Source organism: Erythrobacter sp. HA7-11, assembly GCF_055693605.1.
On record NZ_JBVFUF010000002.1, the window covers coordinates 1,913,235 to 1,939,187 of the forward strand.

Consider the following 25,953-nt stretch of genomic DNA (forward strand, 5'->3'; position numbering starts at 1 on the left):
TCCTGCTCCCTCTCTCTGTTATTCTTCAGCGCTCTATCCCATATTGCGCGCCAATCATGAAGCGCGTTCGTCTCCTCATCCTCAATGCTGCGCTTGGCCCGCTCGATTACAAGCTGCCAGACGGCGTTGAGGCGCCCGTCGGCTCTGTGGTGATCGCGCCATTGGGTCCCCGCAAAGTGACGGGGATCGTCTGGGACGAAGGGCGTTTGCCGGGACGCGAAGTAGACGCGAGCAAGCTGCGCGCGATCCTTGAAGTCGTTCCCGTACCGCCGCTCTCGTCAGCCTTGCGAGGCCTGATCGAATGGACGGCGGAATATTACTGCGCTGCGCTCGCCAGCGTTGCGCGCATGGTGCTTTCGAGCGGCGGCGCTTTGGGCGGACCGACGACTATGACAGAATACCGGCTGTCAGGCGGCGCGCCCGAGCGCATGACTGCGCAGCGCCAAGCGGCGATCGAAGCGCTCGATGGCGAACAGGCAACGATCCGAGAGCTCGCTGGCATTGCCGGAGTGTCCGAAGGCGTGCTGCGCGGACTGGTCAACCAAGGTGTGATCGAGCCTGTGTCGGTCGCAATCGACCGCCCCTACCCGCCTGCCGATCCTGATTTTCATCAGCCTGCTTTGTCGCCCGATCAGATGGAAGTGGCCAAACGGCTGGTCGCGATGGTCGAAGCGAAAGAGTATGCTCCCGTGCTGCTCGACGGGGTGACCGGTTCGGGCAAGACCGAAACCTATTTCGAACCCGTCGCTGAAGCGATCCGACTGGGTCGACAAGTGCTCGTGCTGCTGCCCGAGATTGCGCTGACCGAGAATTTCCTCGTGCGGTTCGAGCAGCGCTTTGGCTCGCCTCCAGTGCTGTGGCATTCTTCGCTCAAGTCGACCGAGCGCAGACGCGCATGGCGAGCAATTGCCGATGGCTCTGCACAAGTCATTGTCGGCGCGCGCTCGGCGCTCTTCTTACCCTATGCAAAGCTCGGACTCATCGTGGTTGATGAGGCGCATGAGGTCAGCTTCAAGCAGGACGAAGGCGTGCGATACAACGCCCGCGACGTGTCGGTAATGCGCGCGCGGTACGAGCAAATCCCGGTGATCCTCGCGAGCGCTACGCCTGCGCTGGAGAGCCTGCATATGGCCTCGACTGGCACGTATGAACGACTTGAATTGCCCAGCAGGTTTGGCGGCGCTGAACTTCCCGATATCAAACTCGTCAATCTGACGCTGGAAAAGCCCGCCAATGGGCGCTGGCTGTCCGCACCGTTGATTGAAGCGCTTGAATTGCGGCTTGAGAAGAACGAGCAATCTTTGCTGTTCCTCAATCGACGCGGCTATGCCCCGCTGACCTTGTGCCGTAACTGCGGTCACCGTTTTCAGTGCCCCAATTGCAGCGCGTGGCTGGTCGAACATCGGCTGTCGTCTCGGCTCGCCTGCCACCATTGCGGGCTAGAGACCCAGCCGCCCGACGCTTGCCCCGAATGCGGCGAAGGCGATTGTCTGGTTGCTTGCGGTCCCGGGGTTGAGCGGATTGCTGACGAGGTGAAAGAGCTGTTCCCCGAGGCGCGCGTAGCCGTCGCAACCTCGGATACGCTTGGCAATCCAGAACGCGCGGCGGATTTCATCGCGCAGGCTGAAAACGGCGCTATCGACGTGATTGTCGGCACGCAACTCGTGACCAAAGGCTTCCACTTTCCCGAGCTTACGTTGGTCGGCGTGGTCGATGCCGATCTCGGTCTGGAAGGCGGAGATCTGCGTGCAGCGGAGCGCACCTACCAGCAAGTCGCTCAAGTGGCCGGACGCGCAGGTCGAGGTGCAAAACCGGGCGAGGTTCTGATCCAGACCCGCCACCCCGAAGCTCCTGTTATCGCAGCGCTCGAAGCAGGCGACCGCGATGCGTTCTACGAGGCCGAAACCGAGGCGCGACGCGATGCTGGTGCGCCTCCCTTTGGCCGCTGGGCCGCGATTATCCTGTCCAGCGAAGATGAAAAGGAAGCGCGCGCAGCCGCCAATCGCCTGGGCGATACGCGCCCACACAAAGACGATCTCTATATCCTCGGTCCAGCTCCCGCCCCGCTCGCGATGCTGCGCGGGCGGTACCGCTATCGCTTCCTTGTGAACGCGCGGCGTTCGGCCAATCTGCAGCAGGTCTTGCGCGAGTGGCTAGACGCGCAAGAATTTCCGCCGGGCCTGCGCGTGGGCGTCGATATTGATCCTTACAGTTTCGTCTGAGGGCACAATCTGAGGCCCCGTGCATTACAAGCGCATGGCTTCCGACCCGATCCTTGTTCCCATCCTCGGCGATCAGCTGACCCGCACGCTTTCCAGCCTTCGCGGGCGCACCAAGGACGATACCGTCATCTTGATGATGGAGGTCTGGGACGAGGCCACCTACGTCAAGCATCACAAGCAAAAGATAGCGCTGATCTTCTCCGCCATGCGTCATTTCGCGGAAGAATTGCGCAATGCGGGCTGGAGCGTCGACTACGTCAAGCTCACCGATGACGAAAATGCAGGAAGTTTCACCGGCGAAGTGGCGCGCGCCGTTGAGCGCCATAATCCGCGCGAAATCCATGTAACGGAAGCGAGCGAGTGGCGCGTGCAGCAAGCCATCGAGGAATGGCCCGACAAGTTTGCGTGCGACGTCGAAATTCTGCCCGATGATCGCTTCCTTTGCACCCACGCCGAATTCGAAGAATGGGCTGAGGGTCGAAAACACCTCACCATGGAGCATTTCTACCGCGAAATGCGGCGCAAAACCGGCCTGTTGATGGCCGAAGACGGCAAACCGAAGGGTGGCGAGTGGAACCTCGACAAGCAGAATCGCGAGCCTCCAAAAGACGAAATGGACGCGCCCGAACGCGCCAAGTTTAAACCGGACGATATCACCCGCGATGTGCTCGATCTCGTCGCTGACAAGTTCGGAGATCATTTCGGCGATCTTGAGCCGTTTGAGTGGCCGGTGACGCGCGATCAGGCCGAAGAAGCAGCCGATGCCTTCTTTGCCGAGAGGATCGAGAAATTTGGACCCTATCAGGACGCGATGGTCCACGGCTCGGACGACCTCTATCACTCGATGCTATCGACCAGCATCAATTGCGGCCTGCTCGACCCGCTCGAGCTTTGCCAGCGCGCCGAACGGGCTTACGAAGACGTACCGCGCGCCATTGAATTCAGTCGAAGGCTTCATTCGCCAGATCATCGGTTGGCGCGAGTATATTCGCGGGTTCTACTGGCACTTTATGCCGGGTCTGGAAAGCGACAATAAGCTCAACGCCCAGCGCGCGCTGCCGGAGTTTTTCTGGACCGGAGAAACCGACATGCGCTGCCTTTCCGATTGCATCCGCTCGACGAAAGAAAACGCGCATGCACATCACATTCAACGCCTGATGGTGCTTGGCAATTTCTGCCTGCTCGCCGGGATCAATCCGCGCGACGTGCAGGACTGGTATCTCGCGGTTTATGCCGATGCCTATGACTGGGTCGAGATGCCGAATGTCGTCGGCATGATCCTCTATGCCGATGGCGGAAACCTTGCGACCAAGCCCTATGCGGCGAGCGGCAATTACATCAACAAAATGTCCGATTACTGCAAAGAATGCTCTTATTCGGTCAGCAAAAAAACGGGCGAAGGCGCCTGCCCGTTCAACCCGCTTTACTGGCATTTTATGGATCGCCACCGCGACCGGCTGGAAAGCAATCACCGGATCGGGCGCATCTATTCGAATTGGGACCGGATGGATGACGAAAAGAAACAGGACTACTTGGATAGCGCCGACGCGTTCCTCGACAGTCTGGAACCAGCGAGCAAAGGCTGGGCGCGCGACTAACCGCCGCTGAGTGCTCTGAGCAGACCGGCGGCTTGTGCGCTGTCGACATATTCACGCAGAACAGTGATTTTACCGTCTTCGACTTCGCCGACGACGCACACCATCAGATCAAGCTCGCTGCCATCAGGTAAAGTCCCGCGAACACGGTGCTCCTCGACAAAGCCGGTCTCGGTCGCGGATCGCATCGCCTCTTCATAACGGAAATCGGGGACGACCGCGTTCACCGCACCGGTGAATTTGAGCAGCGTGTCACGGTCCATTTCCGGCCCGCCATTTTGCGAACCGCGAAAGCCCTCGGAGCAAAGCTCGCGAGCACGCTCCAAATTGCCGTTTTCAAACGAAGTGAACAGCTCTTCGGCAAGATCGGTAGAATTCATGCGGCGACCCTAAGCCGCAACAATTCACTCGACAAGCCGCGCGCTGCCCGCAAAGGCTGCTCACACAGTCAATAACGGAGTTCCTCGGACATGCTCACCATCCACCACCTGCGCATTTCGCAATCTGAACGCATTGTCTGGCTGTGCGAGGAACTAGGCATCGAATACGATCTAAAGCTCTACAATCGCGATCCGGAAACACGGCTTGCGCCTCCTGAGCTAAAGGCGCTTCACCCGATGGAGATTGCACCGGTCATCACCGATGGCGATTTGGTGCTGGGCGAGAGCGGCGCGATCATGGATTATATCGTCGGCAAATACGCGCCCGACACCGATCTGGTGCCGGGACCTGACCACCCTGACTTCGCTGATCACCTATATTGGTATCACTTCGCCAATGCGACTTTGATGACTAATGGCATGATGAGCATTGCGGTGAACGCTGTCGGTGCGGAAATGCCGCCGCCGCTGATGAAGCGCATCACCAATGCCTGGGCGCACATTGAAAAGCGGCTGGGGGAAGCGGATTACTTTGGCGGCTCAGCGCTGACGACTGCTGACATTATGCTCGGCTTTTCGCTCACCACCGCGCGCGCATTCAGCGATATGAGCATCGACCATATGCCGAACTTGAAGGCGTATCTGCAGCGCATCGGCGCTCGTGACGCATATCAGCGGGCAATGGCGAAGGCTGAGCCGGGCTTCCCGCCGAAACTAGATTGATCACGAGAGCAGCGCGCTCTAGTCCGTTCAAGCTTTGACATCTATCCTCGTTTATCAACGCTTCGCAGATTGGGCCCCCGCCAAGGCTATCTTAGGCGCCAACGATCTGTCACCAAGGCGCAATTTTGGGCCGCAACGGAGTTACAATGCCTGATATTCAAAGCGACCTTGCCGCCTCGACTTCCAAGCCCAATGCGCGGGAGCTAATGAAGCGGCTCAAAGGGTTCGCGATGGCCCGCACGGGCCGAAGCATGCTGGAACTCATGATCACGCTCGCTCCGTTTTTCGCTGTGATGGCGGCGATGTTGTTTGCGCTTGATGCCGGCTATTGGCTCGCGCTGGCACTGATCCCGCTGTCAGGACTGCTTTTGCTGCGGCTTTTCATCATCCAGCATGATTGCGGGCACGGCTCGTTCTTGCGTTCAAAAAGCGGCAACACGTGGACCGGGCGCGCGCTCGGCGTGCTGACCTTCACGCCGTATGATTGCTGGCAGCTATCGCACGCGCGCCACCACGCCCGCACGGGCAATCTCGACAAGCGCGGTTTTGGCGATGTCGACACGCTGACCGTGCGCGAATATCGCGAAGGCACGCGTCTGCAACGCTTCGGATATTGGCTCTACCGCCACCCGCTGGTGCTGTTCGGCATTGGCCCTGTCTATCTATTCCTTTTGCGTCACCGTCTGCCGGTCGGCCTGATGCGCGAAGGCTGGCTCTATTGGGCGAGCGCGATGGGCACCAACGCAGTTCAGGCAGCTATACTCGCTGCTCTGATTGTCAGCTTCGGCTGGGTAACCACGCTGCTGGTCGTGCTACCGACGGTCATCTTTGCCGGGGCGACCGGGGTGTGGCTGTTCTACATTCAGCATCAGTATGAAGATGCGCATTGGGATACCCAAGAGAACTGGTCCTTCCATGAGGCGGCCTTGCACGGCAGTTCTTATCTCGCCCTGCCCCAGCCCCTGCGCTGGTTCACCGGCAATATCGGCATCCATCACGTCCACCATCTGGCGAGCAGCATTCCGTTTTATCGCTTGCCCGAAGTGCTGAAAGCCAATCCCGAGCTTGAGACATTGAACCGCTTCTTGATGCGGCAGACGATCAAGCCGATGGTGCTGGCTTTGTGGGACGAAGACAGCCGCAAGCTAATCACTTTTCGTGAGGCCCGCGCTGCTGCTTAGCGGCGGTCACTCAACGCGGCGATGAATGCCGCGCTGTCATCGAGCCGCAAACCGACGCCGGTCAATTCGCGGGTCCCACCGAAGAAGGTTGGGATCACCACCGGCGAGGCGAAACGCAGGCTCACATTCGGAGCCGACAAGATCGCGAGGTTGAGCACTGATTTCGCGTCCAGTTCTTCGCTGGTAAAGCCGCGCTCATAATCAGCGATCCGATCAAGCGGAACTTCGAAGTCGTAGATCATCCCGCTGCGCACCCGCACGCTGGTGTCGTCAAGCAGCACGGGATAGATGCGGAAACTCTTGATCAGAGCGATGGTCCAGATCACGCCCCAGACACTGAGTGCAAGCAGCACCCATGCGACAGTCGGGTTCCATAACATCAAGAGGAAATGCACAACGCTCAGCTCGATCAGCTGCAACACGACAAAGGTGATCAGCATCGGGGTAAGATAGGTGTGATAGATAAAAAGGCGCGTCCCGTGAGGCACGTCTGCCGGAGCGCCCCAACGCAGCAGTGCAAGGTGCAGCATGCGCGCCTCCTTGATCGCCGGACGCACGAGTTTTGGCGGCAAGACGTCTTCAAGCGCCTGAGCAATTGATCCGTTCTCGCGAGCAAGTTTGGTCACGCGCAAGGTGGTCCAACCAGCAAAGAGCGCGAGCGTCCCTGCCGCAGCGACCAAGACCGGCGGCATGCTCAGGTAAATATCGCGCACAGGGGAGGCGGCTCCGACGATAATGACAATGCTGGCTAAAGCGAGCACGCCAACCACGTCGAATAAGGGCGGCTTGTGATCGGCGGCTTTGAACATCAAAGCAAGCATCAGCGCATCTGCCACGATCCAAGCGAACAGCAAAGCGGCCCATCCCGGATGCGCCTCAGCCCAAGAGGAATAAGTCAGCAGCCTCGCCAACCCAATCGCGGCGAGCGGAAGCATGATCGGCAATGCTTTGAACAAGGGAGCAGTCAGCGAACGGGTCATAGTCTTACCTCTTGTTGGCTCGCCGATAATACAAAATGTGCAACGCCACAAACGCACCCGTCGCACCCATTGTTGCAAAACGCGCTGCGTTTCGCGCGACCGATTCTCTCAGCCGCGCCAAACGTAATCGCGGCCACTATCGCCAATTCTCCTCGAACTATGATTTTGATGCAACAACGGTTCGCCGCAACGTGCGCTCCGATTACCCGCTCAAACTAACATGCTGTCGATCTTGTTCATCTGGCAGAAAGGTTGTTCTGAAAGGTCGGGCGCGGAAATCGCGAATGTCCGCATCGCAACCGGACTATGATCGCCTACACATTTGGGGGTTCCCACAGCCATACACGCCATTGAACAGGGGCGGAGAAGATTAAAGACCGAATGGGCGCACGGTCGGCTGATGAATTTTGAAGGAGTATATAATGACTATCATTTCTAAACGGCAGAGTGTCTTCGCTGTGCTCGCCAGTGCGGCAATCGCTGCTCCGGCCAGCCTGTTCGCACAGCCTGTGCCGGTTCCAGAAACTGACGCACCTTTAACCACCGTTTATGGTGAGAGCGTTGCACCGACAGACCTGTCCAGCCTCCCCGAAGGCCCGGAAATCGAAGGATTCATCTCTGCGCGCAAAGGTGACCGGATGAAAGTATCGACGGCCAATGGTGAAGCGACCACCGTTTGGATCAGCGATACGACTGATATCCGCGCAAAAAGCGGCTTTCTCGGCATCAACCGCAAGGCTCTGACCAAAGCATCGCTGCTCAACGGTCTGCCCGTGACCGTGCGCACTGTGCAGTGGGATGGCGGCCTGATCGCAAGCCGCGTAAATCTAAGCGGCAACGACCTTGAGACGGCTCAGATGATCCAAACCGGTACAGCACAAGGCTTTGCCGAGCAGACCGCTGCCACCGATGCGCTTCGCAGCCGCGTTGCCAACATCGACGAATACAACATCAAGGGCACGACGAACGTGTTCTTCGACACCGGCAAGCACAACCTCTCCGGTCAAGCCCAGGCCGAGCTGTGTCAAACTGCTTCACAAGCCGAGGCAACCGACAACGCATTGTTGCTGGTCGTGGGCTACACCGACTCCGTGGGTGACTATGATTACAACCAGGTGCTGAGCGAAAAGCGCGCCAGCCGGGTTGTGAATTATCTGCAGCAGCAGTGCGGCTGGAAGCCTTATCGTATGCTGACCCCAACCGGCATGGCTGAAGCCGACCCGCTGGCTGATAACGAGACCGAAGCTGGCAAAGCGCAGAACCGCCGCGTCGCGGTGAACATTCTGGTGAGCAAGAGCGTCGAAGGCCTTTGAGGCTGCGCTCTCTCAATTAGACAGAAACGGGGTGGGCTTAGCGGCCTGCCCCGTTTTTTATGCGTCGAAGGCCTCCGCAGCTGCAGCCTCTACGCTTGCCATCGCATCGCGCCAGGGTCCGGGTCCATAGCTGATCCTGGCGACGCCGAGTGAGGCGAGTTCAGCGTTGGTTATCATGTGCGGCAATCGCATAATGTTGATCGCAATCTCGACGCTCCCACACAGCCGTTGGATCAATGCAGGATCGCTTAGGCCCGGGACGAAGAAACACCCTGCTCCCGCCTCGTGATAGGCAGCCGCGCGATCCAGCGCGGCATCGACCAGTTCGGAGCGGTTTGGGTCTTCGCCTCGCATGAGAGGTCCAAGGAAGATGTCAGTACGCGCGTTCACGAACAGCCCGGCCTCGGCGACTGCGGAAATGCGTTCAGCCTGTGCGGCCACCTCGCGAAGGGCACTTTGGCCAATCAATTGATCTTCAAGATTGCAACCCACCGCGCCGGCGGTCCGCAATTCTCTCGCATTGCTCGCAAGCGCGCTTGCATCATCGGCAAAACCGCTCTCAATATCTACCGACAGCGGCACATCACCGGTCGCTTCGGCGATTTGCCGCGTTGTGAGCAAAAGCTGGTCAAAAGGTATAGCCTCGCCATCTTCGAAGCCCTGCGCTCCAGCGAGCGCTAAACTTCCGGTCGCAACCGCCTTTGCCCCCGCGCTAACGACGGCGCGAGCGCTCGCCGCATCCCAGATGTTGAACAGCACCAACGGCTCGCCGCCGACATGCAGCGACGCGAAATCATCTCGTGTCATCTTAAAGTAAGTCCTTCTGCTCGGGCTGCGTAGCCGCACCTTCGCGCTTCAAAAGTTCGGATTTGATTGTCGTGCCATAGGCGTAGCCGCCCAACCCGCCATCGTACCGCGATCACCCGGTGGCATGGGATGAGCACGGCGATGTTGTTCGCTCCATTTGCGCTGCCAACCGCGCGGCTGGCCTTAGGGTTGCCAAGCATGGCCGCCTGCTCGCCATAGCTGCGCGTCTCGCCAGCCGGAATTTCGCGCAAGGCCTGCCAACAGCGCTGCTGAAAGGCGGTGCCCTTCACATCCAACGGGATATGCGCATTGTCGAGGGTCGGATCTTCGACCACCTTCACCACGTCATCGAACAGCGCCCGAAAATCTTCACCTGCCTCGACCAAATCCGCCTTAGGAAAGCGCGCGCGCAGCTCTGCTTCGCCCTCGTCAAAGGAAAGGCAGCACACGCCTCTCTCCGTTGCCGCGACGAGCATCTCGCCAAGGCTGGTCGCAATCACAGCCCAATGCACCACGCGGCCTTCGCCGCCATTCGACCAATCGCTTGGCGTCATTCCCATCCTGTTCCTTGTCCCCTCATAGAAGCGCGAAGGCGTGGAATAGCCTGCGTCATAAATTGCCTCGGTCACCGATGCGGCCTCAACCAACGCCAGCTTGGCACGTTCTTCCTTAAGCGCGCGGGCATAGGCAGCAGGCGACAGACCCAGCGCGCGCTTGAATACGCGCTGGAAATGCGTGGGCGAATAGCCGGTTAATCGCGCAAGCTCGTCCAAAGTAGGTGCGCTCTCGCTCGATTTGATTTCGTCGATCGCCGCCAGCACCGCCGCTTCATCGCGCCCGACATCATCAGGCAAGCACCTTTTGCACGCGCGCAGGCCAGCGGCCCGCGCCTCTTCTCCAGTCGCGAAAAAGCGCACATTGCGGCGATCCGGGTGGCGCGCCGCGCAAGATGGCCTGCAGTAAATGCCCGTCGTCAGCACGCCGGTCACAAAGCGCCCGTCAAAGCTGCGATCGCGCCGCTGCACAGCATTCCACGCTTCATCAGAGGTGAGGGTCAGTTGGTTCATGGGTGCATCACTAGCCATAGGCGGGGTTTGTCGCATCCCGAAGCTTGCGGTCAAAGCGATTGCTCGTCAAACACGCATTTATGACACGTCTTGTTGCTGCGCTGGCGAGCCTCTTGGCTCTGCTCGTCCCAAACCTCGCCCATGCCGATTCCGGCGATGTCGATGCCGCTGCGCGCGGCGTAGTGCGCGTCGTAATAGTGGGCAGCAATGGCGAGGAAGTCTTCCCTGTCAGCCACGGCACGGGGTTCGCCGTAACACCGACCAAGATTGTCACCAACGCCCATGTCGTGCGCGAAGCATTGCAGGATGACACTTTGCGGATCGGCATCGTGCCCAGCGAGGGCGAGGAAGGCGGATTCGGCAAAGCAATAGCCGTCAGCCCCCGCAATGATTTGGCTTTGATCGAACTCACAGAAGGCAATCTGCGTCTGCCCCCGCTCACAATGGCTGGACAGGTCAATGGCGATATGGGCGAGGTTTCCGCGGTCGGCTATCCGATGAATGTCGATCTCGCGCAGGGCCTGGAGTTCAGCGATATTTTCCGCGCGCAGCCGCCAGTGAAAAGTCGCGGCTTTCTTTCGGGCCAACGACCAAGCCGCCAATTCGACACAATCCTGCACACCGCGCCGATCGCACGCGGCAATTCGGGCGGACCTTTGCTCGATGGTTGCGGAAGGGTGCTGGGGGTTAACAGTTTTGGCGCCGACTCGAACGGATCGGATGCGGAATTTTACTTCGCAGTCTCGCTGCGCGAACTGCTCCCCTTTCTGCGCGAAAACAATGTGGAGCCGCGCACCAACGCGCTGCCCTGCCGCTCGATCGACGAATTGAACGCCGCTGAGCGCGCCAGGTTTGAAGCCGAGCGCGCCGAGGCACGCGAACTGGTCGCCGCGCGCGAGGCTGAAATCGCGGCCAAGCGTAGCGAGACGCGGATGAAGGCTCAGCTCGAAGTCCTGCAAGAACGCGAGAATGCGATGATGCTCACTCTCGTCCTGCTACTCATCGCGCTCGGCGGCATGTATGTCGCCTATCAGACCCGCCGCGATGGCGAGACGGGCAAAGTGCTGATGATTGCCGCCGGCATGGCGGGATCAGCGTTGTTCGGCGCTCTGCTCGTCTGGCTAACGCGGCCATCCTTTGCCGAAATCGATGACCGGGTTGCCGCTGCACTGGAAGAGACCGAAGCGCCATCGGGCGAGACCCCCTCAACTCTGGCTGGCGATGGCACTCTCGTGTGCACCTTTGTGCCGGAGCGCAGCCGGGTGACAGGCGCACGCACCGATGATGTGGAGTTTGACTGGGCAGCGGATGGATGCGTCAATGGCCGCACGCAATATGGCCTGTCGGGCGGTAAATGGTCGCGTGTGTTCGTGCCAAATGATGAGGCAGCAGTCGCGGTCAATTCCTACGATCCTGAGACACGCATTTTCCAGACCGACCGCTATCTGCTTGGCCGAAGCGCGATGCAGGAAGCGCGGCAGGCGCGCGGCAAATATTCCCCGCCAGCTTGCGGCGTGACCGACGCGGCAAACCAGCTGGGTGACCAGCAATCGAGCGTGCTCGGCCTCCTGCCAGACCGCCCGAATGAGCGACTGGTCTACACGTGCGAAACGAAGCAAACGACTCCGCTTGAAGCGGCGTTCGATGCTGAATTTGGTGGAGAGTAGCACCTGATTCACTCGAACCGTATCGCGGTTCGCAAGGCCGACCGTACCGTCGCGGCTACCGCCGCACCTCTCGGAGCGAACAGCAATGCCGCTTCGCGCGGGAGAATATCAAGCCGCCAGTGCCTCTCCGCTCAGCGTGATGCGGTGCATTTCGCGGCGGTGGCCTTGGTAGTCGTTGATCGCGTTATGCCACGTCGTGCGGTTGTCCCAGATCGCGATCGTGCCTGGCTTCCACTGCAAGCGGCACTGATTGTCCTCAGTCAAAGCAGCATCGCACAGGCGCTGGAGCAGCGGCAGGCTCTCTTCGCGCGTTTTACCTGCGAAGTGGATTGTGAAAGCTGTGTTGACATAAAGCAGTTTGCGCCCGGTATGCGGATGACGGATCACGACAGGATGGATCGCGCCCGTCTTGAGGTCCTGCCCGCGCAAGCTGTCGCCCATATCGGTCTGTGCATAGAGCCCGCCTTCCTCATAGACGTGGTCAGCTGTGTGATAGGCCTCAAGCCCTTCGATCTCAGCTTTTAGATCATCAGGCAGCGCATCATAGGCCGCGCCCATATGCGCCCATTCGGTGTCACCGCCACTCGGCGGAAGCTCGCGAGCCACCAACACCGATCCCATCGCAGGGATCTGGTCATAGGAATGGTCGGTGTGCCACGCGCCGCCAATATTGGTTTGCTGGTCTGCCTCTTTCTTGACGACTGCGATTTCGTTGAAGTCTTCCTGAAGCGGGAAATAGTTGTTCACATCAATCCCGCCCCAACGACGTCCGAACTTGATGTGATCTTCCGGCGAGAACTCCTGATCGCGGAAAACTGCAACGCCGTGTTCGTAGATCGCCTGCTTGATCTGCTCCATTTCCGCGTCGCTGCACGAAGCGAGTGAAACACCTGAAATCTCCACCCCGCATTTGGGGGCCATTGGCGTAAGTAGCATCTATTCCTCTCCCGTAGGTGTTTGCACCTATCACCGCGTGTTCTGCCCTAAGCAACGAATGATGTCCATAATTCACGCCGCACTCGCTTGCGGAATCAGAAAGACATTGCTAGGCGCGCGCCAGCTTTGACACGGACCCTCTCCAGGGCCCGGAACTCATAAAGCGATGCATCGTTATCTCGTCAGATCCAGAAGGACGTCAAACGCGTGGAAATTTCCGCCGGTATTCAGGCTAGCCTAGCAGGGCGCTACGCTTCGGCATTGTTCGAGCTGGCCGCCGAAAATGGCACCGTCACAGCGGTAGAGAGCGACCTCGACGGGCTCTCCGCCGCGCTTTCTGATTCGCCGGAACTGCGCGAAGTCACCACCAACCCGCAATTGTCGCGCAGCCAACAGGCCGACGCGATCAAGGGCGTGGGCGCGCATCTCGGCCTTAGCCAGTTGACCCAGAACTTCCTCGGCGTGCTGGCGAGCAATCGCCGCCTCTCGGCCCTGCCCGACATGATCCGCGCTTTCCGCATGATCGCTGCCGCCCAGCGCGGCGAAGTTACCGCTGATGTCACGAGCGCTCACGCGCTCTCCGACGCCCAGCTCTCCGCTCTTAAAGATAAGCTGACCGCACGCGAAGGTCGCACTGTCAAGGTGAACCCAAGCGTCGACCCCGACCTGCTCGGTGGGCTTGTCGTCACCATTGGATCGCAGCGCATTGATGGCTCGATCCGCACCCGCCTCAATTCACTTGCCCAGGCCATGAAGGCTTAAAGGACTGCAAAACATGGAAATCCGCGCAGCAGAAATCTCCAAGGTCATCAAAGACCAGATCGCCAATTTCGGCACCGAAGCTGAAGTCAGCGAAGTCGGCTCAGTTTTGAGCGTTGGTGACGGTATCGCCCGTATTCACGGCCTCGACAAAGTTCAGGCCGGTGAGATGGTCGAATTCGCCAACGGTGTTCAGGGCATGGCCTTGAACCTCGAAGCCGACAATGTCGGTGTCGTGATCTTCGGCTCCGACGCTGAGATCAAGGAAGGCGACAGCGTCAAGCGGACCGGCACGATTGTGGACGTTCCGGTTGGCAAAGGTCTGCTGGGCCGCGTTGTAGACGCTCTGGGTAACCCGATCGACGGCAAAGGCCCGATCGAAGGTGCTGAGCGCAAGCGCGTCGAAGTGAAAGCGCCGGGCATTATTCCGCGCGAATCTGTTTCCGAGCCGGTACAAACCGGTCTGAAAGCCGTGGACGCTCTAGTTCCGGTTGGCCGCGGCCAGCGCGAGCTGATCATTGGTGACCGTCAGACCGGTAAAACCGCTGTCGCAATTGACACTTTCATCAACCAGAAGACCGTCAACGAAGGCGACGACGAAAAGAAGAAGCTTTACTGCGTCTATGTCGCGGTTGGTCAGAAGCGTTCGACTGTCGCTCAAATTGTGAAGCAGCTCGAAGAAAACGGCGCGATGGAATATTCCATCGTTGTCGCCGCGACCGCTTCGGAGCCTGCCCCGTTGCAGTATCTTGCACCTTACACCGGCTGTGCAATGGGTGAGTTCTTCCGCGACAACGGCATGCACGCCGTGATTGTTTACGACGACCTTTCCAAGCAAGCTGTTGCCTATCGTCAGATGTCGCTGCTGCTGCGTCGTCCTCCAGGCCGTGAAGCTTATCCGGGTGACGTTTTCTATCTCCACAGCCGCCTGCTTGAGCGTGCGGCCAAGATGAGCGAGTCTGAAGGTCACGGTTCGCTTACCGCACTGCCGATCATTGAAACGCAGGCTGGCGACGTGTCGGCATACATCCCGACCAACGTGATTTCGATTACCGACGGTCAGATCTTCCTTGAGACCGACCTGTTCTACCAAGGCATCCGTCCCGCAATTAACGTGGGCCTTTCGGTTAGCCGTGTGGGCGGCGCCGCTCAGACCAAGGCGATGAAGAAGGTTTCGGGCTCGATGAAGCTGGACCTCGCACAGTACCGCGAGATGGCGGCCTTCGCTCAATTTGGTTCGGATCTCGATGCCTCGACGCAAAAGCTGCTTAACCGCGGTGCGCGCCTGACTGAGCTGCTAAAGCAAGCTCAGTTCTCGCCAATGCCGTTCGAAGAGCAGACCGTGTCGATCTTCGCCGGCACCAACGGTTATCTCGAAGATGTGCCGGTTGATCGCGTGACCGAATATGAAGAGCAAATGCTTGCCTTCATCCGGTCTGAGCACGCCGACATCCTCAGTGAAATCCGCGAGAGCAAGAAGTTCGAGGACAATGTGAAAGACAAAACTGTCGCAGCACTCGACACCTTCGCCAAGCAGTTCGCTTGATATGAGCCAGCGTGTTCTTCGGATTGCCAATGACGCATCGCTGAAATTGGATGACGAAGATATCACGCTGAGCGAGTTTGAAGCCGTTCTTTCAGAGGAAAAAACACAAGGAATTACCGAACCGTTCAAAGTCTATGCACCGATGATGGCCGATCCGAATTTGATGACTGCCATCCTCGAATTGAGTGACAAGTATCGGACATCGGAAATTGTGATGGGAAATGTTGAGTAAGCGAAATGCCTAGCCTCAAAGAACTCAAGGATCGGATCGGGTCGGTTAAGTCGACTCAGAAGATCACCAAGGCCAAGCAGATGGTCGCCGCAGCGAAGCTTCGCCGTGCGCAGGCTGCTGCTGAAGCCGCTCGCCCCTATGCAGAGCGTTTGTCTGCCGTCATGGCGTCACTCGCCAGCAAGGTCTCAGGCGATGGCGCTCCAAAGCTGCTCGCTGGCAACGGCAAGAACCAGCGTCACATGCTGGTGCTGGTCAACACCGATAAGGGTCTGTGTGGCGGTCTCAATTCAAACCTCGTGAAAGAGGCGAAGGCTCAGGCGCAAAAGCTGATTGCCGAAGGTAAGGATGTCTCGTTCTATCTTGTCGGTAAGAAAGGCCGCGCGCCGATCAAGCGCGAATATCCGAACGACATTGCCAAACACTTCGATACATCCACGGTGCGCACGCCCGGTTTTGAAGAGGCCGATGCGATCGCGGCTGAACTGATTGAAATGTTCGACGCTGACCAGTTCGACGTCGCGCATTTGATCCGCCCGGAATTCCAATCCGCGCTCGTTCAGAACCCGATCACCACTCAGCTAATCCCCGTCCCCTCACCAGAGGTAAGCGAGGATAACGGCGCAATGGTCGAATATGAGCCGGGCGAAGAAGAAATCCTCGAAGAGCTGCTTCCGCGCTATGTGAAGACGCAGCTGTTCGGCGCGCTGCTGGAGCGCGAAGCGTCTGAACAAGGCGCGTCGATGACCGCGATGGACAATGCGACCCGCAATGCCGGCGATCTCATCAATAAGCTGACCATCCAGTACAACCGCAGCCGTCAGGCCGCGATCACCACCGAACTCATTGAAATTATAGCAGGCGCCGAGGCACTCTAATGAAATTTGCAGCCCCCCTTATCCCCGCTCTCCTTCTCACGCTCGCCGCATGCGGCGAAGAAGCTGCTCCAGAAGTGGTTGAAGAGACACCTTCAGTTGAAGAAAGTCTGGCTGCCGAAGCTGAGGACAAGCGTGAACCGGCAGACCGTGACGCATTTGCAGCTGCCTATGCCGCTGCTTGCCCAAGCTCAAAGCCAGTCAACAATGCCAGCTGCACAGCACTTGGCATGGGAAGCCCAAGCTTCCTGTGCGAGTATGGCCTCGGCGATGACGAATATCTCCGCCACGAAGGCGTAGTCACTCAGAGCGATGGCGAACTCGCCTACACGCTCGACGATCCAGAAAAAGTTTGCGCGCAAGGCGCTTAATTACACCTAGCAGGAAACCAATCATGGCCACCGCACCAGTACTCAATCAGACCACAAACGGCACCATCGCCCAGGTCATCGGCGCTGTCGTCGACGTGCAATTCCCCGGTGAACTGCCCGCCATTCTGACCGCGCTCGAAACCAAGAATGGAGACAATACGCTCGTTCTTGAAGTTGCCCAGCACCTTGGTGAGAACACCGTTCGCACTATCGCTATGGACGGCACTGACGGTCTCACCCGCGGCCAGGAAGTGATCAATACCGGCGCGCAGATCTCTGTGCCGGTTGGCCCAAAAACGCTTGGCCGGATCATGAACGTCGTTGGTGAAGCGATTGACGAGCGCGGCCCTATCGGTGCCGATCAAACCGCTCCGATCCACGCAGAGGCGCCTGCGTTCATTGATCAGTCGACTGAAGCGGCAATTCTGGTCACCGGCATTAAAGTGATCGACTTGCTTGCACCTTACGCAAAGGGCGGCAAGATCGGCCTGTTCGGCGGTGCCGGAGTGGGCAAGACCGTTCTCATTCAAGAACTCATCAACAACATCGCAAAGGGCCACGGCGGCGTGTCCGTGTTCGCTGGTGTTGGTGAGCGTACCCGCGAAGGTAACGATCTCTACCACGAATTCCTCGACGCCGGCGTTATAGCGAAGAACGACGCTGGTGAAGCCATCAGCGAAGGTTCGAAAGTGGCTCTCGTCTTCGGTCAGATGAACGAGCCTCCCGGCGCGCGTGCCCGCGTTGCTCTGTCGGGTCTGACCATGGCGGAATACTTCCGTGACCAAGAAGGTCAGGACGTGCTGTTCTTCGTCGACAACATCTTCCGATTCACTCAAGCGGGTTCGGAAGTGTCGGCGCTGCTCTACCGTATTCCTTCGGCTGTGGGCTATCAGCCAACCCTGTCGACTGACATGGGCAACCTGCAAGAGCGCATCACCTCGACCACCAAGGGTTCGATCACCTCGGTTCAGGCCATCTATGTGCCTGCCGATGACCTTACCGACCCTGCGCCAGCGACCTCGTTTGCTCACCTTGACGCGACGACAACGCTGAACCGCGCAATCTCTGAGCTGGGCATTTACCCGGCGGTTGACCCGCTCGACTCCACTTCGCGCGTTCTTGAACCACGCGTTGTTGGCCAAGAGCACTATGAGACCGCGCGTAAGGTTCAAGAGACCCTTCAGAAGTACAAGTCGCTTCAGGACATCATCGCAATTCTCGGCATGGACGAGCTTTCCGAAGAAGATAAGCTCACCGTTGCCCGCGCGCGTAAGATCCAGAAGTTCCTCTCGCAGCCGTTCCACGTGGCTGAGGTCTTCACCGGTATCCCAGGCTGCTTCGTGCAGCTCGAAGACACCGTGGCTTCGTTCAAAGCAGTTGTCGAAGGCGAATACGATCACCTCCCAGAGCAAGCCTTCTACATGGTCGGCGGCATCGAAGACGTGGTCAAAAAAGCCTCTGACATGGCAGACGACGCGTAAGCGCGGGTTCCAAGGGTAAGCAGACATGCCACTTCACTTTGAACTCGTAACGCCGGCCAAACAGGTTCGCTCTGAGGAGGTCCACATGGTGGTTGTCCCCGGAACCGAAGGTGAATTTGGCGTGCTCGAGGGCCACGCGCCTTTCATGTCGACCATCCGCGACGGCGCTGTGCAGGTCTACAAGAGCGAAGGCGCAGAGCCGGAGTTAATCGAAGTGCGCGGCGGATTTGCCGAAGTGGGCGATACGGGCCTCACGGTCCTGGCGGAACACGTCGAGGCGTAACTTCGTCAGCATACCGAGATTGAAAAGGGCGATCCTTGCTGGTCGCCCTTTTGCGTTGGCGGTGGTCGAAAAGTGGCGGCACTCCCATCCACCCGCATGGTTCGGGAGGGGCGGGTGGAGGGAGCACCAGCGGGGAGAGAGAACGTGGGATCCCCGCATATTTGAGCCGGCATGCAGCGTCAGCCGCGCTCAAGAATGTCTATTTGCGATCAGGCCGCTTCGAGCACGCAGTCGCAGTTCAAGCTGCCACAGCAATCGATTTGACCGCTCATTCCCAGATCGGCGTCATCGTCGCTGTTCTCTCGGAGCCAGGCTTCCATCTCGGCAAGCCGGTTGCCCGGCATCGCGCGCTCTTCGAGGTGCTCGATCATGCCCATGATGCCTGCGCCCGGCATTTGGCGCATAATCATCTGCATAACTGATCGGTGGATCATGTTGTCAAATTGGACGCTGACATGCTGGCGACAGGTGCTTCTGACGCGCAAGGGGAGCGTCACGAAGTCTGCAATCACCAGCATAAGCTTCTGCCCCTCGCCAAGCGACACGCCTTGCTCGACCAGCAGTTCAGCGTCGGTTTGCGAGAGCCAGATAACGCTAGCTCCAATGCTCCTCCCATCTGCCCAAAGGGAGATCGCGTTTGCCGGCCCGGATTTAGCTTTTGCATCTGCGATCATTGTTATTCCTTTTTATTCGCAGCCTCTCGCGACGAACCCGCGATAGCGCGCAAAAAATTAACGCCGATTCACTTTCACCCGTAAAATGCTGTAAATTCGCCAAGGCCGCTCACGCGGAGGCGTATCTGTGGCAAGGCTATTTTTGCGTCTGATCAGTCACCCAAGAAGCAATGTGAGTGAGATGCTCGGGCAAGGAATTGAGCGCCGCTTCTTGCATGATCAATGCGAGTGAGTGTTCCGCCAATGCATCGCGATAAATCTGCTCCGCCTGCGCGAACGCAGCCGCCACTTCGCAGGGGCGCTTGCAGTCTTTTCGTCGCAAACCACACGGGCCGTTTTGGCGGATTTCGGTGCAGCGAAATGCAGGCATCGGACCCTCAATCGCAAGGACAATGTCGAGCAAGCTGATTTGCTCAACCGTTCGCGCGAGTCGATACCCGCCGCCCTTCCCGCGCACTGATTGGACAATCCCGGCGCGTCTCAAGAGCTGCATTTGCTTGGAGAGATAGGCCGCCGGCACTTCAAAGAATTCAGCTAGAGCATCGACGCTCAGCCCACGCTCAGCAGGCACAATCGCCAGCATAGTGCAGATATGCGTGGTCCATTCGACACCTTTACCGAGCTGCATGCTTGACTCCTTAATTGGACATCTTTTATCCGGATAAAGAATATCCGCTTTAGGAGCATGACATGACGAGGATCGCCAAACAAGCGCATCGCAACCTCGCTGCGTTTCTCGGACTGTTCCTGGTGATTCATTTCGCGACACACTTTTCAGCTCTGCTGGGTCTCGAAGCTCATCAAAGCGTCCTGAATGCAGGTCGCCAGATCTATCAATTCCCACTGATCGAGATCGTGTTGGTGACGGCATTCGCCGTGCAGGTGTTCCTTGGCATCGCGCTGCTGCGCATGATCGGAAAGCGCAAACGCAAGGACGGTTGGCACTGGGTCCAATTTGCGAGCGGCTGCTACCTCGCATTCTTTGTCGTCATGCACACCGGAGCCGCGCTCAGCACGCGGCTGCTCATCGGGCTCGATACGAACTTTTATTGGGCAGCTGGCACGTTGACGCTTACGCCGCTAAAATACGGTTTCGCTCCTTACTATGTGCTTGCCGTTACCGCGCTGTTCGCGCATTTGATGGCGGCGCTACACTTCAGGAAGCCGAGTGCTTGGCATTCGCGCGCGCTGATCGCCGGACCTATCGTCGGTGTAGTCCTCGTGCTAGTATATGGAGGCGCATTCTTCCCCGTCGAACTGCCCGGCGATCACCTTCAATATTTCTCCGAGTTTCCCGGAGTAGCACTGCAGAAATAAGGTGCTTTTCCTCTTCACAAATGCGCGGGTGCACGGCACATTCTTCGTACGAAATCCCCCAAGGAGAGGACCTTTGAAACTTGTTTCCACACTTGCACTTGGCGCTGCAATCGCGATGACAGCGACTACTCCTGCAGCAGCTGACGGCCACGGCGAACACACTCAAACCACTGAGACCGTCGCAGACGGCGTTCCCGGCCCCGAACAAGATCCATACATCTGGCTCGAAGATGCGCGCAGCGATCGCGCGCTCGAATGGGTGCGCGCCGAAAACGAGCGGACCCTTGCTCATATGGAAGCAGACCCCCGATTTGACGAGCTCAAAGCCGAGGCTCTGGCGATTTTCGACAGCGAAGACCGCATCCCTTACGTCAGCTTCCGCCCGGATGGCCTCTACAATTTCTGGCAGGATAAGGAGAACCCGAAGGGCCTTCTCCGCCGCACGACCCTTGAAAGCTATCAGACCGATGAGCCGGATTGGGAAGTCATCCTTGATGTCGATGCGCTTGCAGCGGCTGAGGGCAAGGAATGGGTCTATAAGGGTTCGACCTGCCTGCCACCGGACTTGAGAAAATGCATGATCGCGCTGTCAGACGGCGGCGAAGATGCGACGATCCTGCGCGAATTTGACATGACGACCAAGAGCTTTGTCGAAGGCGGCTTTGCCATCGAAGAGAAGAGCCAAGGCGGCATTCAGTGGGTTGATGAGGACACGCTGATGGTAGGCCGTGACTTTGGCGAAGGCACGCTTACTGAAAGCGAATATCCCTTCACCACGCGCGTTTGGAAACGCGGAACTGACTTGGCGGATGCCAAGGAAATCTTCCGCGGTGAAGCGAGCGACGTTTGGGCAGGCGCCAGCCTGCTACGCGACAGCACTGGTACAATTCATGCGACCACCGCGTTTCGCGGCGTCAGCTTTCACGAGACGGAGTACTTCTGGCTCAATCCGGCGAACGACGAATGGGTCAAACTCGACATTCCCAAAAAGGCCTCGCCCTACGGGATTGTCGATGGTCATTTGCTCTACTCGACCGATGTCGATTGGGAGACGGATGGGCAAACATTCCCCGCAGACAGCCTGATCGCGGTCGATCTGGAAGAGTGGAAGAAAGACCCGAACGCAGCAGCAAAGACGTTGGTTTGGGCTCCTATGGAGCGTCAGACCAAGCGTGGCGGCGCGATCACCGCCAATGCGCTTTATGTTGGCCTGCTCGACAATGTCGTCGGCAAAATGCTCAAATTCAACTTTGCCGACGGCGCTTGGACAAGCGAAGAGGTTGCGCTTCCTGACAATGCGACGGTCGGGATTGCAGCCAGCTCAAGCGAGAGCGACCAGGTGATGTTTACAGTCACCGACTTCCTCAATCCCACCACGCTTTATTACACAGATGGCTCAGTACGAGCCTGAGGTGCTCAAGACCTCTCCCAGCCGTTTTGACAAAGCAGGTATGGAGGTTGAGCAGCACGAGGCGACGAGCAAGGATGGGACCAAGATCCCCTACTTCATCGTCAAACCTGTCGGCATGGAGATGGATGGCAGCACAGCCACTTTGATGACCGGCTATGGCGGCTTCCAAATCCCGCGCCTACCAGGCTATCTCGGAACGACAGGCAAGCTTTGGCTGGAAAATGGCGGTGCCTATGTCGTCGCAAACCTGCGCGGTGGCGGTGAGTTTGGCCCCGGCTGGCACCAGACCGCGATCCGCGAAAACAAGCAACGGACCTGGGATGACTTTATCGCGGTAGGTCAGGACCTTGTCGACAAAGGTTTCACTTCGCCGCAGCATCTCGGCATCCAAGGTGGATCGCAAGGTGGCTTGCTGGTCGGCACCGCCTTTACGCAGCGCCCCGACCTGTTCGGCGGTGCAATTGTGCAGATCCCGCTGTTCGACATGCTGCGCTATCACCTGATCGGTCGCGGAGCTTCATGGATCGGTGAATATGGCGATCCGCGTATCCCCGAACAGCGCGAATGGATTGAAGGGTACTCGCCTTATCAGAAGATCGTCGAAGGCGTGGACTACCCTACACCGTTCCTGTGGGCTTCGACCGCGGATGACCGAACGCACCCGGCTCATGCTCGCAAAGGTGCCGCGCGCCTCAAGGAATTGGGCCAGCCCTACTTCTATTTCGAAGATATGACCGGCGGGCATTCGGGCGGCGTCGATAACGAGCAACGCGCGAAGCTTCAGGCGCTGCAATACGTCTATCTGATGCAGCAATTGATGGGCGAAGCGAAGGCAGATGGAGAGCCCCAATCTGGCGGGTGAACTAACTGAAAACTAACCCGATTTACGAATGGGCGGGAGGCGTGATTCGCGCTTCTCGCCTACTTTATTGAGCGCGTTGTAAACAGTTCCGACACTTTACCATCCATTCGTCGCAGGGTCAGCACGTATGGGGTGGTTAGGTCTATCTTAACCGCGTTTCTTAGGTCGGTGTTAACCTTCTGAGCCAAAATTCCATTTCACCGGGGGCGGAAAGAAATGGAGATTTATCAAATGGCTTATCCCCGCGACATATCCATCGCCGAAGCAATCAAGCGCGCAGGCTTGCCGCATTCGCACCGCGTTCACTGGTCAAAGGCCCGCAAGGCCGACGTTGTTCGCGCTGTGCGCGAGGACGTGATCAGCTTCAATGAAGCGCGAGAACGCTATCTGCTGAGCCGCGCAGAGTTTGAGGAGTGGGAACGCGAAACCGGCGGCAACGTCTATCGCATCCAACAGCTTGAAGACGCGTAATCACGCCTGCTGAGACCCGGTAAAGAGTTAGCGGCGGAGACACCCTCACTCCGCCGCGACCTCGATCATCACTTCGTTGCGCCGCAAGGGGCCGGGAACCAGCGGCGCGTCGTAAAATGCATATTCGGCATCGGCGACCGCAATCAGGCCTTGCTCTTCGATCCAGCCGCGCAAGGCGCTCTCTTGTTTTGACAATTCGCTCGCTGGCGCTGTTCCACTGAACCTTACGGCTGCGATTTTCCGGCTTGGAACTGTTGTCAGCGTGATGTCTTCAGGAGCCGGCGGCAAAGTATCTAACGTGTACTTCGACGGCATGACAAAGCGCATGCGCCACTCGCCCTCACCAGCCTGATCCTGCAAAACTGGAGCCGTCATAGCGATCTCTTCGTTCGCTTGGCTCGGTTGATCCATCATGACCGGTGCTGTCATGGCGATTTCTTCGCCACCAGCCGGGCGGTCCTGGGCGAAAATGTACGCAGCTAGACGGCGAAAGCTTTTGCCTGACGCAGCATTGCGATCACCCGAATGCGTGACCTCGGCGACCATGATTTCGGGATAGTCGCGCAGCTCAAAATCGCCTTCGCTCTTTACGAGAGCATAGCTGGTCTCTTCGATGTTGCGATATTGCGCCCATGCCACCGCGCCGCCGAGGGCAATGACACCGACGCCAAGACCAATCCATTTTTTCGTGCCCATCATCGCACCTCGCTGCTGTCATTGACTACCAAGCAGTTACGCAGGCGCTTTGTTCCCGGATGTGATCAGGTGCGCGTCGGGGCGTGGAAATCGGGCGGCTTATTGGCCACCCAGCTCACGAATTTCGCGATGGGCGGATTTTCACGCAGACGATCTGGATCATCACCGATGCGAGCAAGCTCGGCATTGGTAAAATTGGTGTGGATCGCTTTGTGACAAATGGGATGGACCGGGACGGTTTCGCGCCCCTTCTTCGATTTAGGCACGGGATGATGCCATTGGATCAAAGTTTCAAACGGGCGACCGCAAAGCCAACAGGAGAGTGGTTCTTCCTTGCTCACTCAGGCCACTGTGTTAGCGACAGCGTGTTGCCATCCGGGTCCTTGAACCAGCAGACTTTTGCGCCGTCGGGCGCGGTCCAGATGTCATCCTCATCCTGCTCCAGACCCTCGAAATGAAGGAAAACCGCGCCGCGCGCTGCGAGCCTTTCGCGCTCCATAGCAATGTCCGGGACCCGCCAGCCAAGCTGAGTGAAGGCGTGCGGTTGCAGCTGCTCAACCTTCTGGATGCGCAACATCGTCCCAGCCGCGTCAAATTCGAGCGAGAAGAGATTATCGTCCGTGAGCCTGAACTCCATCACCTTTTCGTAGAACATACGTGCTTCGCCAGGCCGCGTCGTTGCTGTGAAGAGGATCGGGGTCATTTCTTGTCTTTCGCCGCTGCCTTTTTCTTTTTCATTGTATCGTGGAAGCGGTCGGCCCAGCCCGGTTTCACCAGCTGCTCACCGCGAACCATCCGCAGCTCGCCATCGCCGACATCGCGACTGACCGCGCTGCCCGCAGCGACGATCGCATCTGCGCCAACCTTTACAGGGGCAATCAGCGCGCTGTTCGATCCGATGAAGGCACGCTCGCCAATGACGGTCTGATATTTGAAATAGCCATCGTAATTGCATGTGATCGTGCCGGCGCCGATATTGGCGTTCGCACCAACGGTCGCATCGCCGAGATAGGTGAGATGGCTCGCCTTTGCCCCCGGCCCGAGAACCGCCTTTTTCATCTCGACGAAATTGCCAACAAACGCGCCCTCTTCGAGCACTGCGCCAGGGCGGAGCCGCGCGAATGGCCCAGCTTGCGCACTCATGCCAATCGTCGCGCCTTCGACATGACTGAACGCTTTGATATGTGCGCCATCGGCAACTGTCACGCCGGGGCCGAAGACCACGTTTGGCTCGATCGTGACATCGCGGCCAATCTTGGTATCCCAGCTGAAGAACACCGTTTCAGGAGCGCGCAAAGACGCACCATCCGCCATCGCCTGTTCGCGGCGCACGGCTTGCCAACGCGCCTCGGCCTGCGCCAGCTCGCTGCGCGAATTGATGCCTGCCACCTCGCCTGGATCATCGGTGCTGACGACGGCACACACGCGCCCATCTGCAATCGCGATATTGACGATATCGGGCAGGTAATACTCACCTTGCGCGTTATCATTGCCGACCCGTCCGAGCAGCGCGAACATATCCTTTGAGCTTGCTGCCATTAGACCGGAATTGCACATGCGGCAGGCGCGTTCCTCCTCGCTCGCATCCTTGAATTCGACCATTTTGCTGATCGCGCCATTTTCATCAGCAATGACGCGGCCATATTGGAGCGCATCTTCTGGTTCAAAGCCGAGCACGACCACCGCAGGCGCATCATCCGCATGCAGCCGATCGAGCATGGCCCGCATAGTCTCAGCACGCACAAACGGCACATCGCCGTAGAGCACAAGCACGTCGCCTTCGAAGCCCGTGAGCGGAGCCTCGGCCTGCTGCACAGCATGCCCAGTGCCGTGCTGCGGATCTTGCAAAGCGGTGTCGGCGCGGCCCTCTACTGCCGCTTCGATCTGATCGCGGCCAGCGCCAACCACAACAACACGCCGTGCTGGCTTCAATTCATCAACCGACGCCATAAGGTGATCGAGCATCGGACGCCCCGCAATCGGATGCAGCACTTTGTGCGTGTCGGACTTCATCCGAGTGCCCTTGCCCGCAGCAAGGATAATGGCAGCAAAATCAGTCATGCGTATCTCTCATAGTCTTTTGCGCGCCTTGCCAGCAAATGCTTGC

Annotated in this window: 26 protein-coding genes and 2 pseudogenes; 17 read left to right on the plus strand and 11 right to left on the minus strand. The window is 58.4% G+C overall.

The genetic code is table 11. From position 1 onward, the window contains the following. The first annotated feature begins 56 nt into the window (after positions 1–56). Together ACZ1GU_RS09885 and ACZ1GU_RS09890 are read left to right on the plus strand one after the other, a co-directional pair. The gene (locus tag ACZ1GU_RS09885) at positions 57–2,222 is read left to right on the plus strand and encodes a primosomal protein N' (protein WP_472647831.1); all 2,166 of its coding nucleotides are present in this window, start codon (positions 57–59) and stop codon (positions 2,220–2,222) included. Positions 2,223–2,256: 34 nt separating this feature from the next. Next, positions 2,257–3,820 (plus strand): annotated as a pseudogene (locus ACZ1GU_RS09890) (cryptochrome/photolyase family protein). Here ACZ1GU_RS09890 and ACZ1GU_RS09895 read toward each other — a convergent pair. Continuing rightward, positions 3,817–4,197, minus strand: a complete 381-nt coding sequence (locus tag ACZ1GU_RS09895; protein ID WP_472647832.1) for a nuclear transport factor 2 family protein — start codon at positions 4,195–4,197, stop codon at positions 3,817–3,819. The pseudogene ACZ1GU_RS09890 and the gene ACZ1GU_RS09895 overlap by 4 nt on opposite strands. Before the next feature lie 90 nt (positions 4,198–4,287). Here ACZ1GU_RS09895 and ACZ1GU_RS09900 point away from each other — a divergent pair, with 90 nt between their 5' ends. Both ACZ1GU_RS09900 and ACZ1GU_RS09905 read left to right on the plus strand, forming a co-directional pair. After that, entirely contained in the window at positions 4,288–4,920 is a 633-nt protein-coding gene (locus ACZ1GU_RS09900) for a glutathione S-transferase family protein (RefSeq protein WP_472647833.1), read from the plus strand. Between the two features lie 146 nt (positions 4,921–5,066). Beyond that, positions 5,067–6,101: a fatty acid desaturase gene (locus tag ACZ1GU_RS09905; protein ID WP_472647834.1), complete on the plus strand. Its 1,035-nt coding sequence runs from the start codon at positions 5,067–5,069 to the stop codon at positions 6,099–6,101. Here the strand turns inward: ACZ1GU_RS09905 and ACZ1GU_RS09910 are convergent. After that, positions 6,098–7,081 carry a hypothetical protein gene (locus tag ACZ1GU_RS09910; RefSeq protein WP_472647835.1) on the minus strand — a complete coding sequence of 328 codons (984 nt, stop codon included), beginning with the start codon at positions 7,079–7,081 and terminating at the stop codon, positions 6,098–6,100. The two genes, ACZ1GU_RS09905 and ACZ1GU_RS09910, sit on opposite strands and share 4 nt — an antisense overlap. Before the next feature lie 422 nt (positions 7,082–7,503). Between ACZ1GU_RS09910 and ACZ1GU_RS09915 the strand changes: the two genes are divergently transcribed. Further along, positions 7,504–8,394, plus strand: a complete 891-nt coding sequence (locus ACZ1GU_RS09915) for an OmpA family protein (protein WP_472647836.1) — start codon at positions 7,504–7,506, stop codon at positions 8,392–8,394. A 57-nt stretch (positions 8,395–8,451) separates the two neighbouring features. Here the strand turns inward: ACZ1GU_RS09915 and ACZ1GU_RS09920 are convergent, their stop codons facing one another. Together ACZ1GU_RS09920 and ACZ1GU_RS09925 are read right to left on the minus strand one after the other, a co-directional pair. Continuing rightward, positions 8,452–9,201, minus strand: a complete 750-nt coding sequence (locus ACZ1GU_RS09920; protein ID WP_472647837.1) for an isocitrate lyase/PEP mutase family protein — start codon at positions 9,199–9,201, stop codon at positions 8,452–8,454. 1 nt (position 9,202) lies between these two features. Next, a pseudogene (locus ACZ1GU_RS09925) lies at positions 9,203–10,268 on the minus strand (bifunctional transcriptional activator/DNA repair enzyme AdaA). An 80-nt stretch (positions 10,269–10,348) separates the two neighbouring features. Between ACZ1GU_RS09925 and ACZ1GU_RS09930 the strand changes: the two are divergent. Next, positions 10,349–11,935, plus strand: coding sequence for a trypsin-like peptidase domain-containing protein (locus ACZ1GU_RS09930; protein ID WP_472647838.1), 1,587 nt, complete (start codon positions 10,349–10,351; stop codon positions 11,933–11,935). A 108-nt stretch (positions 11,936–12,043) separates the two neighbouring features. Here the strand turns inward: ACZ1GU_RS09930 and ACZ1GU_RS09935 are convergent, their stop codons facing one another. After that, the gene (locus ACZ1GU_RS09935; RefSeq protein WP_472647839.1) at positions 12,044–12,871 is read right to left on the minus strand and encodes a TauD/TfdA dioxygenase family protein; all 828 of its coding nucleotides are present in this window, start codon (positions 12,869–12,871) and stop codon (positions 12,044–12,046) included. Positions 12,872–13,078: 207 nt separating this feature from the next. Between ACZ1GU_RS09935 and ACZ1GU_RS09940 the strand changes: the two genes are divergently transcribed. From ACZ1GU_RS09940 to ACZ1GU_RS09970, 7 genes are read left to right on the plus strand one after another with little or no spacing between them, the layout of a single operon-like run. Continuing rightward, positions 13,079–13,633 (plus strand): F0F1 ATP synthase subunit delta, encoded by a 555-nt coding sequence (locus tag ACZ1GU_RS09940; RefSeq protein ID WP_472647840.1) that lies wholly within the window; start codon positions 13,079–13,081, stop codon positions 13,631–13,633. A gap of 13 nt (positions 13,634–13,646) precedes the next feature. Continuing rightward, on the plus strand, positions 13,647–15,176 hold the full coding sequence (gene atpA / locus ACZ1GU_RS09945; RefSeq protein WP_472647841.1) for a F0F1 ATP synthase subunit alpha: 1,530 nt from the start codon (positions 13,647–13,649) through the stop codon (positions 15,174–15,176). A gap of 1 nt (position 15,177) precedes the next feature. After that, positions 15,178–15,408, plus strand: coding sequence for a hypothetical protein (locus ACZ1GU_RS09950; RefSeq protein WP_472647842.1), 231 nt, complete (start codon positions 15,178–15,180; stop codon positions 15,406–15,408). Positions 15,409–15,413: 5 nt separating this feature from the next. Continuing rightward, positions 15,414–16,283 carry a F0F1 ATP synthase subunit gamma gene (locus ACZ1GU_RS09955; protein WP_472647843.1) on the plus strand — a complete coding sequence of 290 codons (870 nt, stop codon included), beginning with the start codon at positions 15,414–15,416 and terminating at the stop codon, positions 16,281–16,283. Beyond that, positions 16,283–16,651 (plus strand): hypothetical protein, encoded by a 369-nt coding sequence (locus tag ACZ1GU_RS09960; protein ID WP_472647844.1) that lies wholly within the window; start codon positions 16,283–16,285, stop codon positions 16,649–16,651. Before ACZ1GU_RS09955 ends, ACZ1GU_RS09960 begins: the two co-directional genes overlap by 1 nt. 23 nt (positions 16,652–16,674) lie before the next feature. Then, positions 16,675–18,132 carry a F0F1 ATP synthase subunit beta gene (gene atpD / locus ACZ1GU_RS09965; protein ID WP_472647845.1) on the plus strand — a complete coding sequence of 486 codons (1,458 nt, stop codon included), beginning with the start codon at positions 16,675–16,677 and terminating at the stop codon, positions 18,130–18,132. Between the two features lie 25 nt (positions 18,133–18,157). Further along, positions 18,158–18,415 (plus strand): ATP synthase F1 subunit epsilon, encoded by a 258-nt coding sequence (locus ACZ1GU_RS09970; RefSeq protein ID WP_472647846.1) that lies wholly within the window; start codon positions 18,158–18,160, stop codon positions 18,413–18,415. Between the two features lie 209 nt (positions 18,416–18,624). Here the strand turns inward: ACZ1GU_RS09970 and ACZ1GU_RS09975 are convergent, their stop codons facing one another. Both ACZ1GU_RS09975 and ACZ1GU_RS09980 read right to left on the minus strand, forming a co-directional pair. Further along, the gene (locus ACZ1GU_RS09975) at positions 18,625–19,089 is read right to left on the minus strand and encodes a hypothetical protein (RefSeq protein WP_472647847.1); all 465 of its coding nucleotides are present in this window, start codon (positions 19,087–19,089) and stop codon (positions 18,625–18,627) included. A 136-nt stretch (positions 19,090–19,225) separates the two neighbouring features. After that, positions 19,226–19,717 (minus strand): RrF2 family transcriptional regulator, encoded by a 492-nt coding sequence (locus tag ACZ1GU_RS09980; RefSeq protein ID WP_472647848.1) that lies wholly within the window; start codon positions 19,715–19,717, stop codon positions 19,226–19,228. A gap of 62 nt (positions 19,718–19,779) precedes the next feature. Between ACZ1GU_RS09980 and ACZ1GU_RS09985 the strand changes: the two genes are divergently transcribed. From ACZ1GU_RS09985 to ACZ1GU_RS10000, 4 genes are all read left to right on the plus strand, one after another. Beyond that, positions 19,780–20,406 carry a hypothetical protein gene (locus ACZ1GU_RS09985; RefSeq protein WP_472647849.1) on the plus strand — a complete coding sequence of 209 codons (627 nt, stop codon included), beginning with the start codon at positions 19,780–19,782 and terminating at the stop codon, positions 20,404–20,406. Positions 20,407–20,479: 73 nt separating this feature from the next. Further along, the gene (locus tag ACZ1GU_RS09990; protein WP_472647850.1) at positions 20,480–21,817 is read left to right on the plus strand and encodes a prolyl oligopeptidase family protein; all 1,338 of its coding nucleotides are present in this window, start codon (positions 20,480–20,482) and stop codon (positions 21,815–21,817) included. 1 nt (position 21,818) lies between these two features. After that, the gene (locus ACZ1GU_RS09995; RefSeq protein WP_472647851.1) at positions 21,819–22,679 is read left to right on the plus strand and encodes a prolyl oligopeptidase family serine peptidase; all 861 of its coding nucleotides are present in this window, start codon (positions 21,819–21,821) and stop codon (positions 22,677–22,679) included. A gap of 231 nt (positions 22,680–22,910) precedes the next feature. Next, positions 22,911–23,150 carry a DUF1153 domain-containing protein gene (locus ACZ1GU_RS10000; RefSeq protein WP_472647852.1) on the plus strand — a complete coding sequence of 80 codons (240 nt, stop codon included), beginning with the start codon at positions 22,911–22,913 and terminating at the stop codon, positions 23,148–23,150. A 45-nt stretch (positions 23,151–23,195) separates the two neighbouring features. Here ACZ1GU_RS10000 and ACZ1GU_RS10005 read toward each other — a convergent pair whose 3' ends face one another. From ACZ1GU_RS10005 to glmU, 4 genes are all read right to left on the minus strand, one after another. Beyond that, positions 23,196–23,849: an SOUL family heme-binding protein gene (locus tag ACZ1GU_RS10005; protein WP_472647853.1), complete on the minus strand. Its 654-nt coding sequence runs from the start codon at positions 23,847–23,849 to the stop codon at positions 23,196–23,198. 62 nt (positions 23,850–23,911) lie between these two features. Further along, a complete protein-coding gene (locus ACZ1GU_RS10010) occupies positions 23,912–24,187 on the minus strand; it encodes an HNH endonuclease (RefSeq protein WP_472647854.1) in 276 nt (91 codons plus the stop codon). Then, positions 24,184–24,549: a VOC family protein gene (locus ACZ1GU_RS10015; protein ID WP_472647855.1), complete on the minus strand. Its 366-nt coding sequence runs from the start codon at positions 24,547–24,549 to the stop codon at positions 24,184–24,186. Before ACZ1GU_RS10015 ends, ACZ1GU_RS10010 begins: the two co-directional genes overlap by 4 nt. After that, complete coding sequence (gene glmU, locus ACZ1GU_RS10020) at positions 24,546–25,907, minus strand: bifunctional UDP-N-acetylglucosamine diphosphorylase/glucosamine-1-phosphate N-acetyltransferase GlmU (protein WP_472647856.1); 1,362 nt, start codon at positions 25,905–25,907, stop codon at positions 24,546–24,548. The genes ACZ1GU_RS10015 and glmU overlap by 4 nt, the downstream gene beginning before the upstream one ends. Between the last annotated feature and the right edge of the window lie 46 nt (positions 25,908–25,953).

What these genes read in the sequence shown, in the direction of transcription:
- ACZ1GU_RS09885 (WP_472647831.1), top strand. Translation starts at nt 57, where the DNA reads ATGAAGCGCGTTCGTCTCCTCATCCTCAATGCTGCGCTTGGCCCGCTC.
- ACZ1GU_RS09895 (WP_472647832.1), bottom strand. Translation starts at nt 4,197, where the DNA reads ATGAATTCTACCGATCTTGCCGAAGAGCTGTTCACTTCGTTTGAAAAC.
- ACZ1GU_RS09900 (WP_472647833.1), top strand. Translation starts at nt 4,288, where the DNA reads ATGCTCACCATCCACCACCTGCGCATTTCGCAATCTGAACGCATTGTC.
- ACZ1GU_RS09905 (WP_472647834.1), top strand. Translation starts at nt 5,067, where the DNA reads ATGCCTGATATTCAAAGCGACCTTGCCGCCTCGACTTCCAAGCCCAAT.
- ACZ1GU_RS09910 (WP_472647835.1), bottom strand. Translation starts at nt 7,081, where the DNA reads ATGACCCGTTCGCTGACTGCTCCCTTGTTCAAAGCATTGCCGATCATG.
- ACZ1GU_RS09915 (WP_472647836.1), top strand. Translation starts at nt 7,504, where the DNA reads ATGACTATCATTTCTAAACGGCAGAGTGTCTTCGCTGTGCTCGCCAGT.
- ACZ1GU_RS09920 (WP_472647837.1), bottom strand. Translation starts at nt 9,201, where the DNA reads ATGACACGAGATGATTTCGCGTCGCTGCATGTCGGCGGCGAGCCGTTG.
- ACZ1GU_RS09930 (WP_472647838.1), top strand. Translation starts at nt 10,349, where the DNA reads ATGACACGTCTTGTTGCTGCGCTGGCGAGCCTCTTGGCTCTGCTCGTC.
- ACZ1GU_RS09935 (WP_472647839.1), bottom strand. Translation starts at nt 12,871, where the DNA reads ATGCTACTTACGCCAATGGCCCCCAAATGCGGGGTGGAGATTTCAGGT.
- atpA (WP_472647841.1), top strand. Translation starts at nt 13,647, where the DNA reads ATGGAAATCCGCGCAGCAGAAATCTCCAAGGTCATCAAAGACCAGATC.
- ACZ1GU_RS09950 (WP_472647842.1), top strand. Translation starts at nt 15,178, where the DNA reads ATGAGCCAGCGTGTTCTTCGGATTGCCAATGACGCATCGCTGAAATTG.
- ACZ1GU_RS09955 (WP_472647843.1), top strand. Translation starts at nt 15,414, where the DNA reads ATGCCTAGCCTCAAAGAACTCAAGGATCGGATCGGGTCGGTTAAGTCG.
- ACZ1GU_RS09960 (WP_472647844.1), top strand. Translation starts at nt 16,283, where the DNA reads ATGAAATTTGCAGCCCCCCTTATCCCCGCTCTCCTTCTCACGCTCGCC.
- atpD (WP_472647845.1), top strand. Translation starts at nt 16,675, where the DNA reads ATGGCCACCGCACCAGTACTCAATCAGACCACAAACGGCACCATCGCC.
- ACZ1GU_RS09970 (WP_472647846.1), top strand. Translation starts at nt 18,158, where the DNA reads ATGCCACTTCACTTTGAACTCGTAACGCCGGCCAAACAGGTTCGCTCT.
- ACZ1GU_RS09975 (WP_472647847.1), bottom strand. Translation starts at nt 19,089, where the DNA reads ATGATCGCAGATGCAAAAGCTAAATCCGGGCCGGCAAACGCGATCTCC.
- ACZ1GU_RS09980 (WP_472647848.1), bottom strand. Translation starts at nt 19,717, where the DNA reads ATGCAGCTCGGTAAAGGTGTCGAATGGACCACGCATATCTGCACTATG.
- ACZ1GU_RS09985 (WP_472647849.1), top strand. Translation starts at nt 19,780, where the DNA reads ATGACGAGGATCGCCAAACAAGCGCATCGCAACCTCGCTGCGTTTCTC.
- ACZ1GU_RS10000 (WP_472647852.1), top strand. Translation starts at nt 22,911, where the DNA reads ATGGCTTATCCCCGCGACATATCCATCGCCGAAGCAATCAAGCGCGCA.
- ACZ1GU_RS10005 (WP_472647853.1), bottom strand. Translation starts at nt 23,849, where the DNA reads ATGATGGGCACGAAAAAATGGATTGGTCTTGGCGTCGGTGTCATTGCC.
- ACZ1GU_RS10015 (WP_472647855.1), bottom strand. Translation starts at nt 24,549, where the DNA reads ATGACCCCGATCCTCTTCACAGCAACGACGCGGCCTGGCGAAGCACGT.
- glmU (WP_472647856.1), bottom strand. Translation starts at nt 25,907, where the DNA reads ATGACTGATTTTGCTGCCATTATCCTTGCTGCGGGCAAGGGCACTCGG.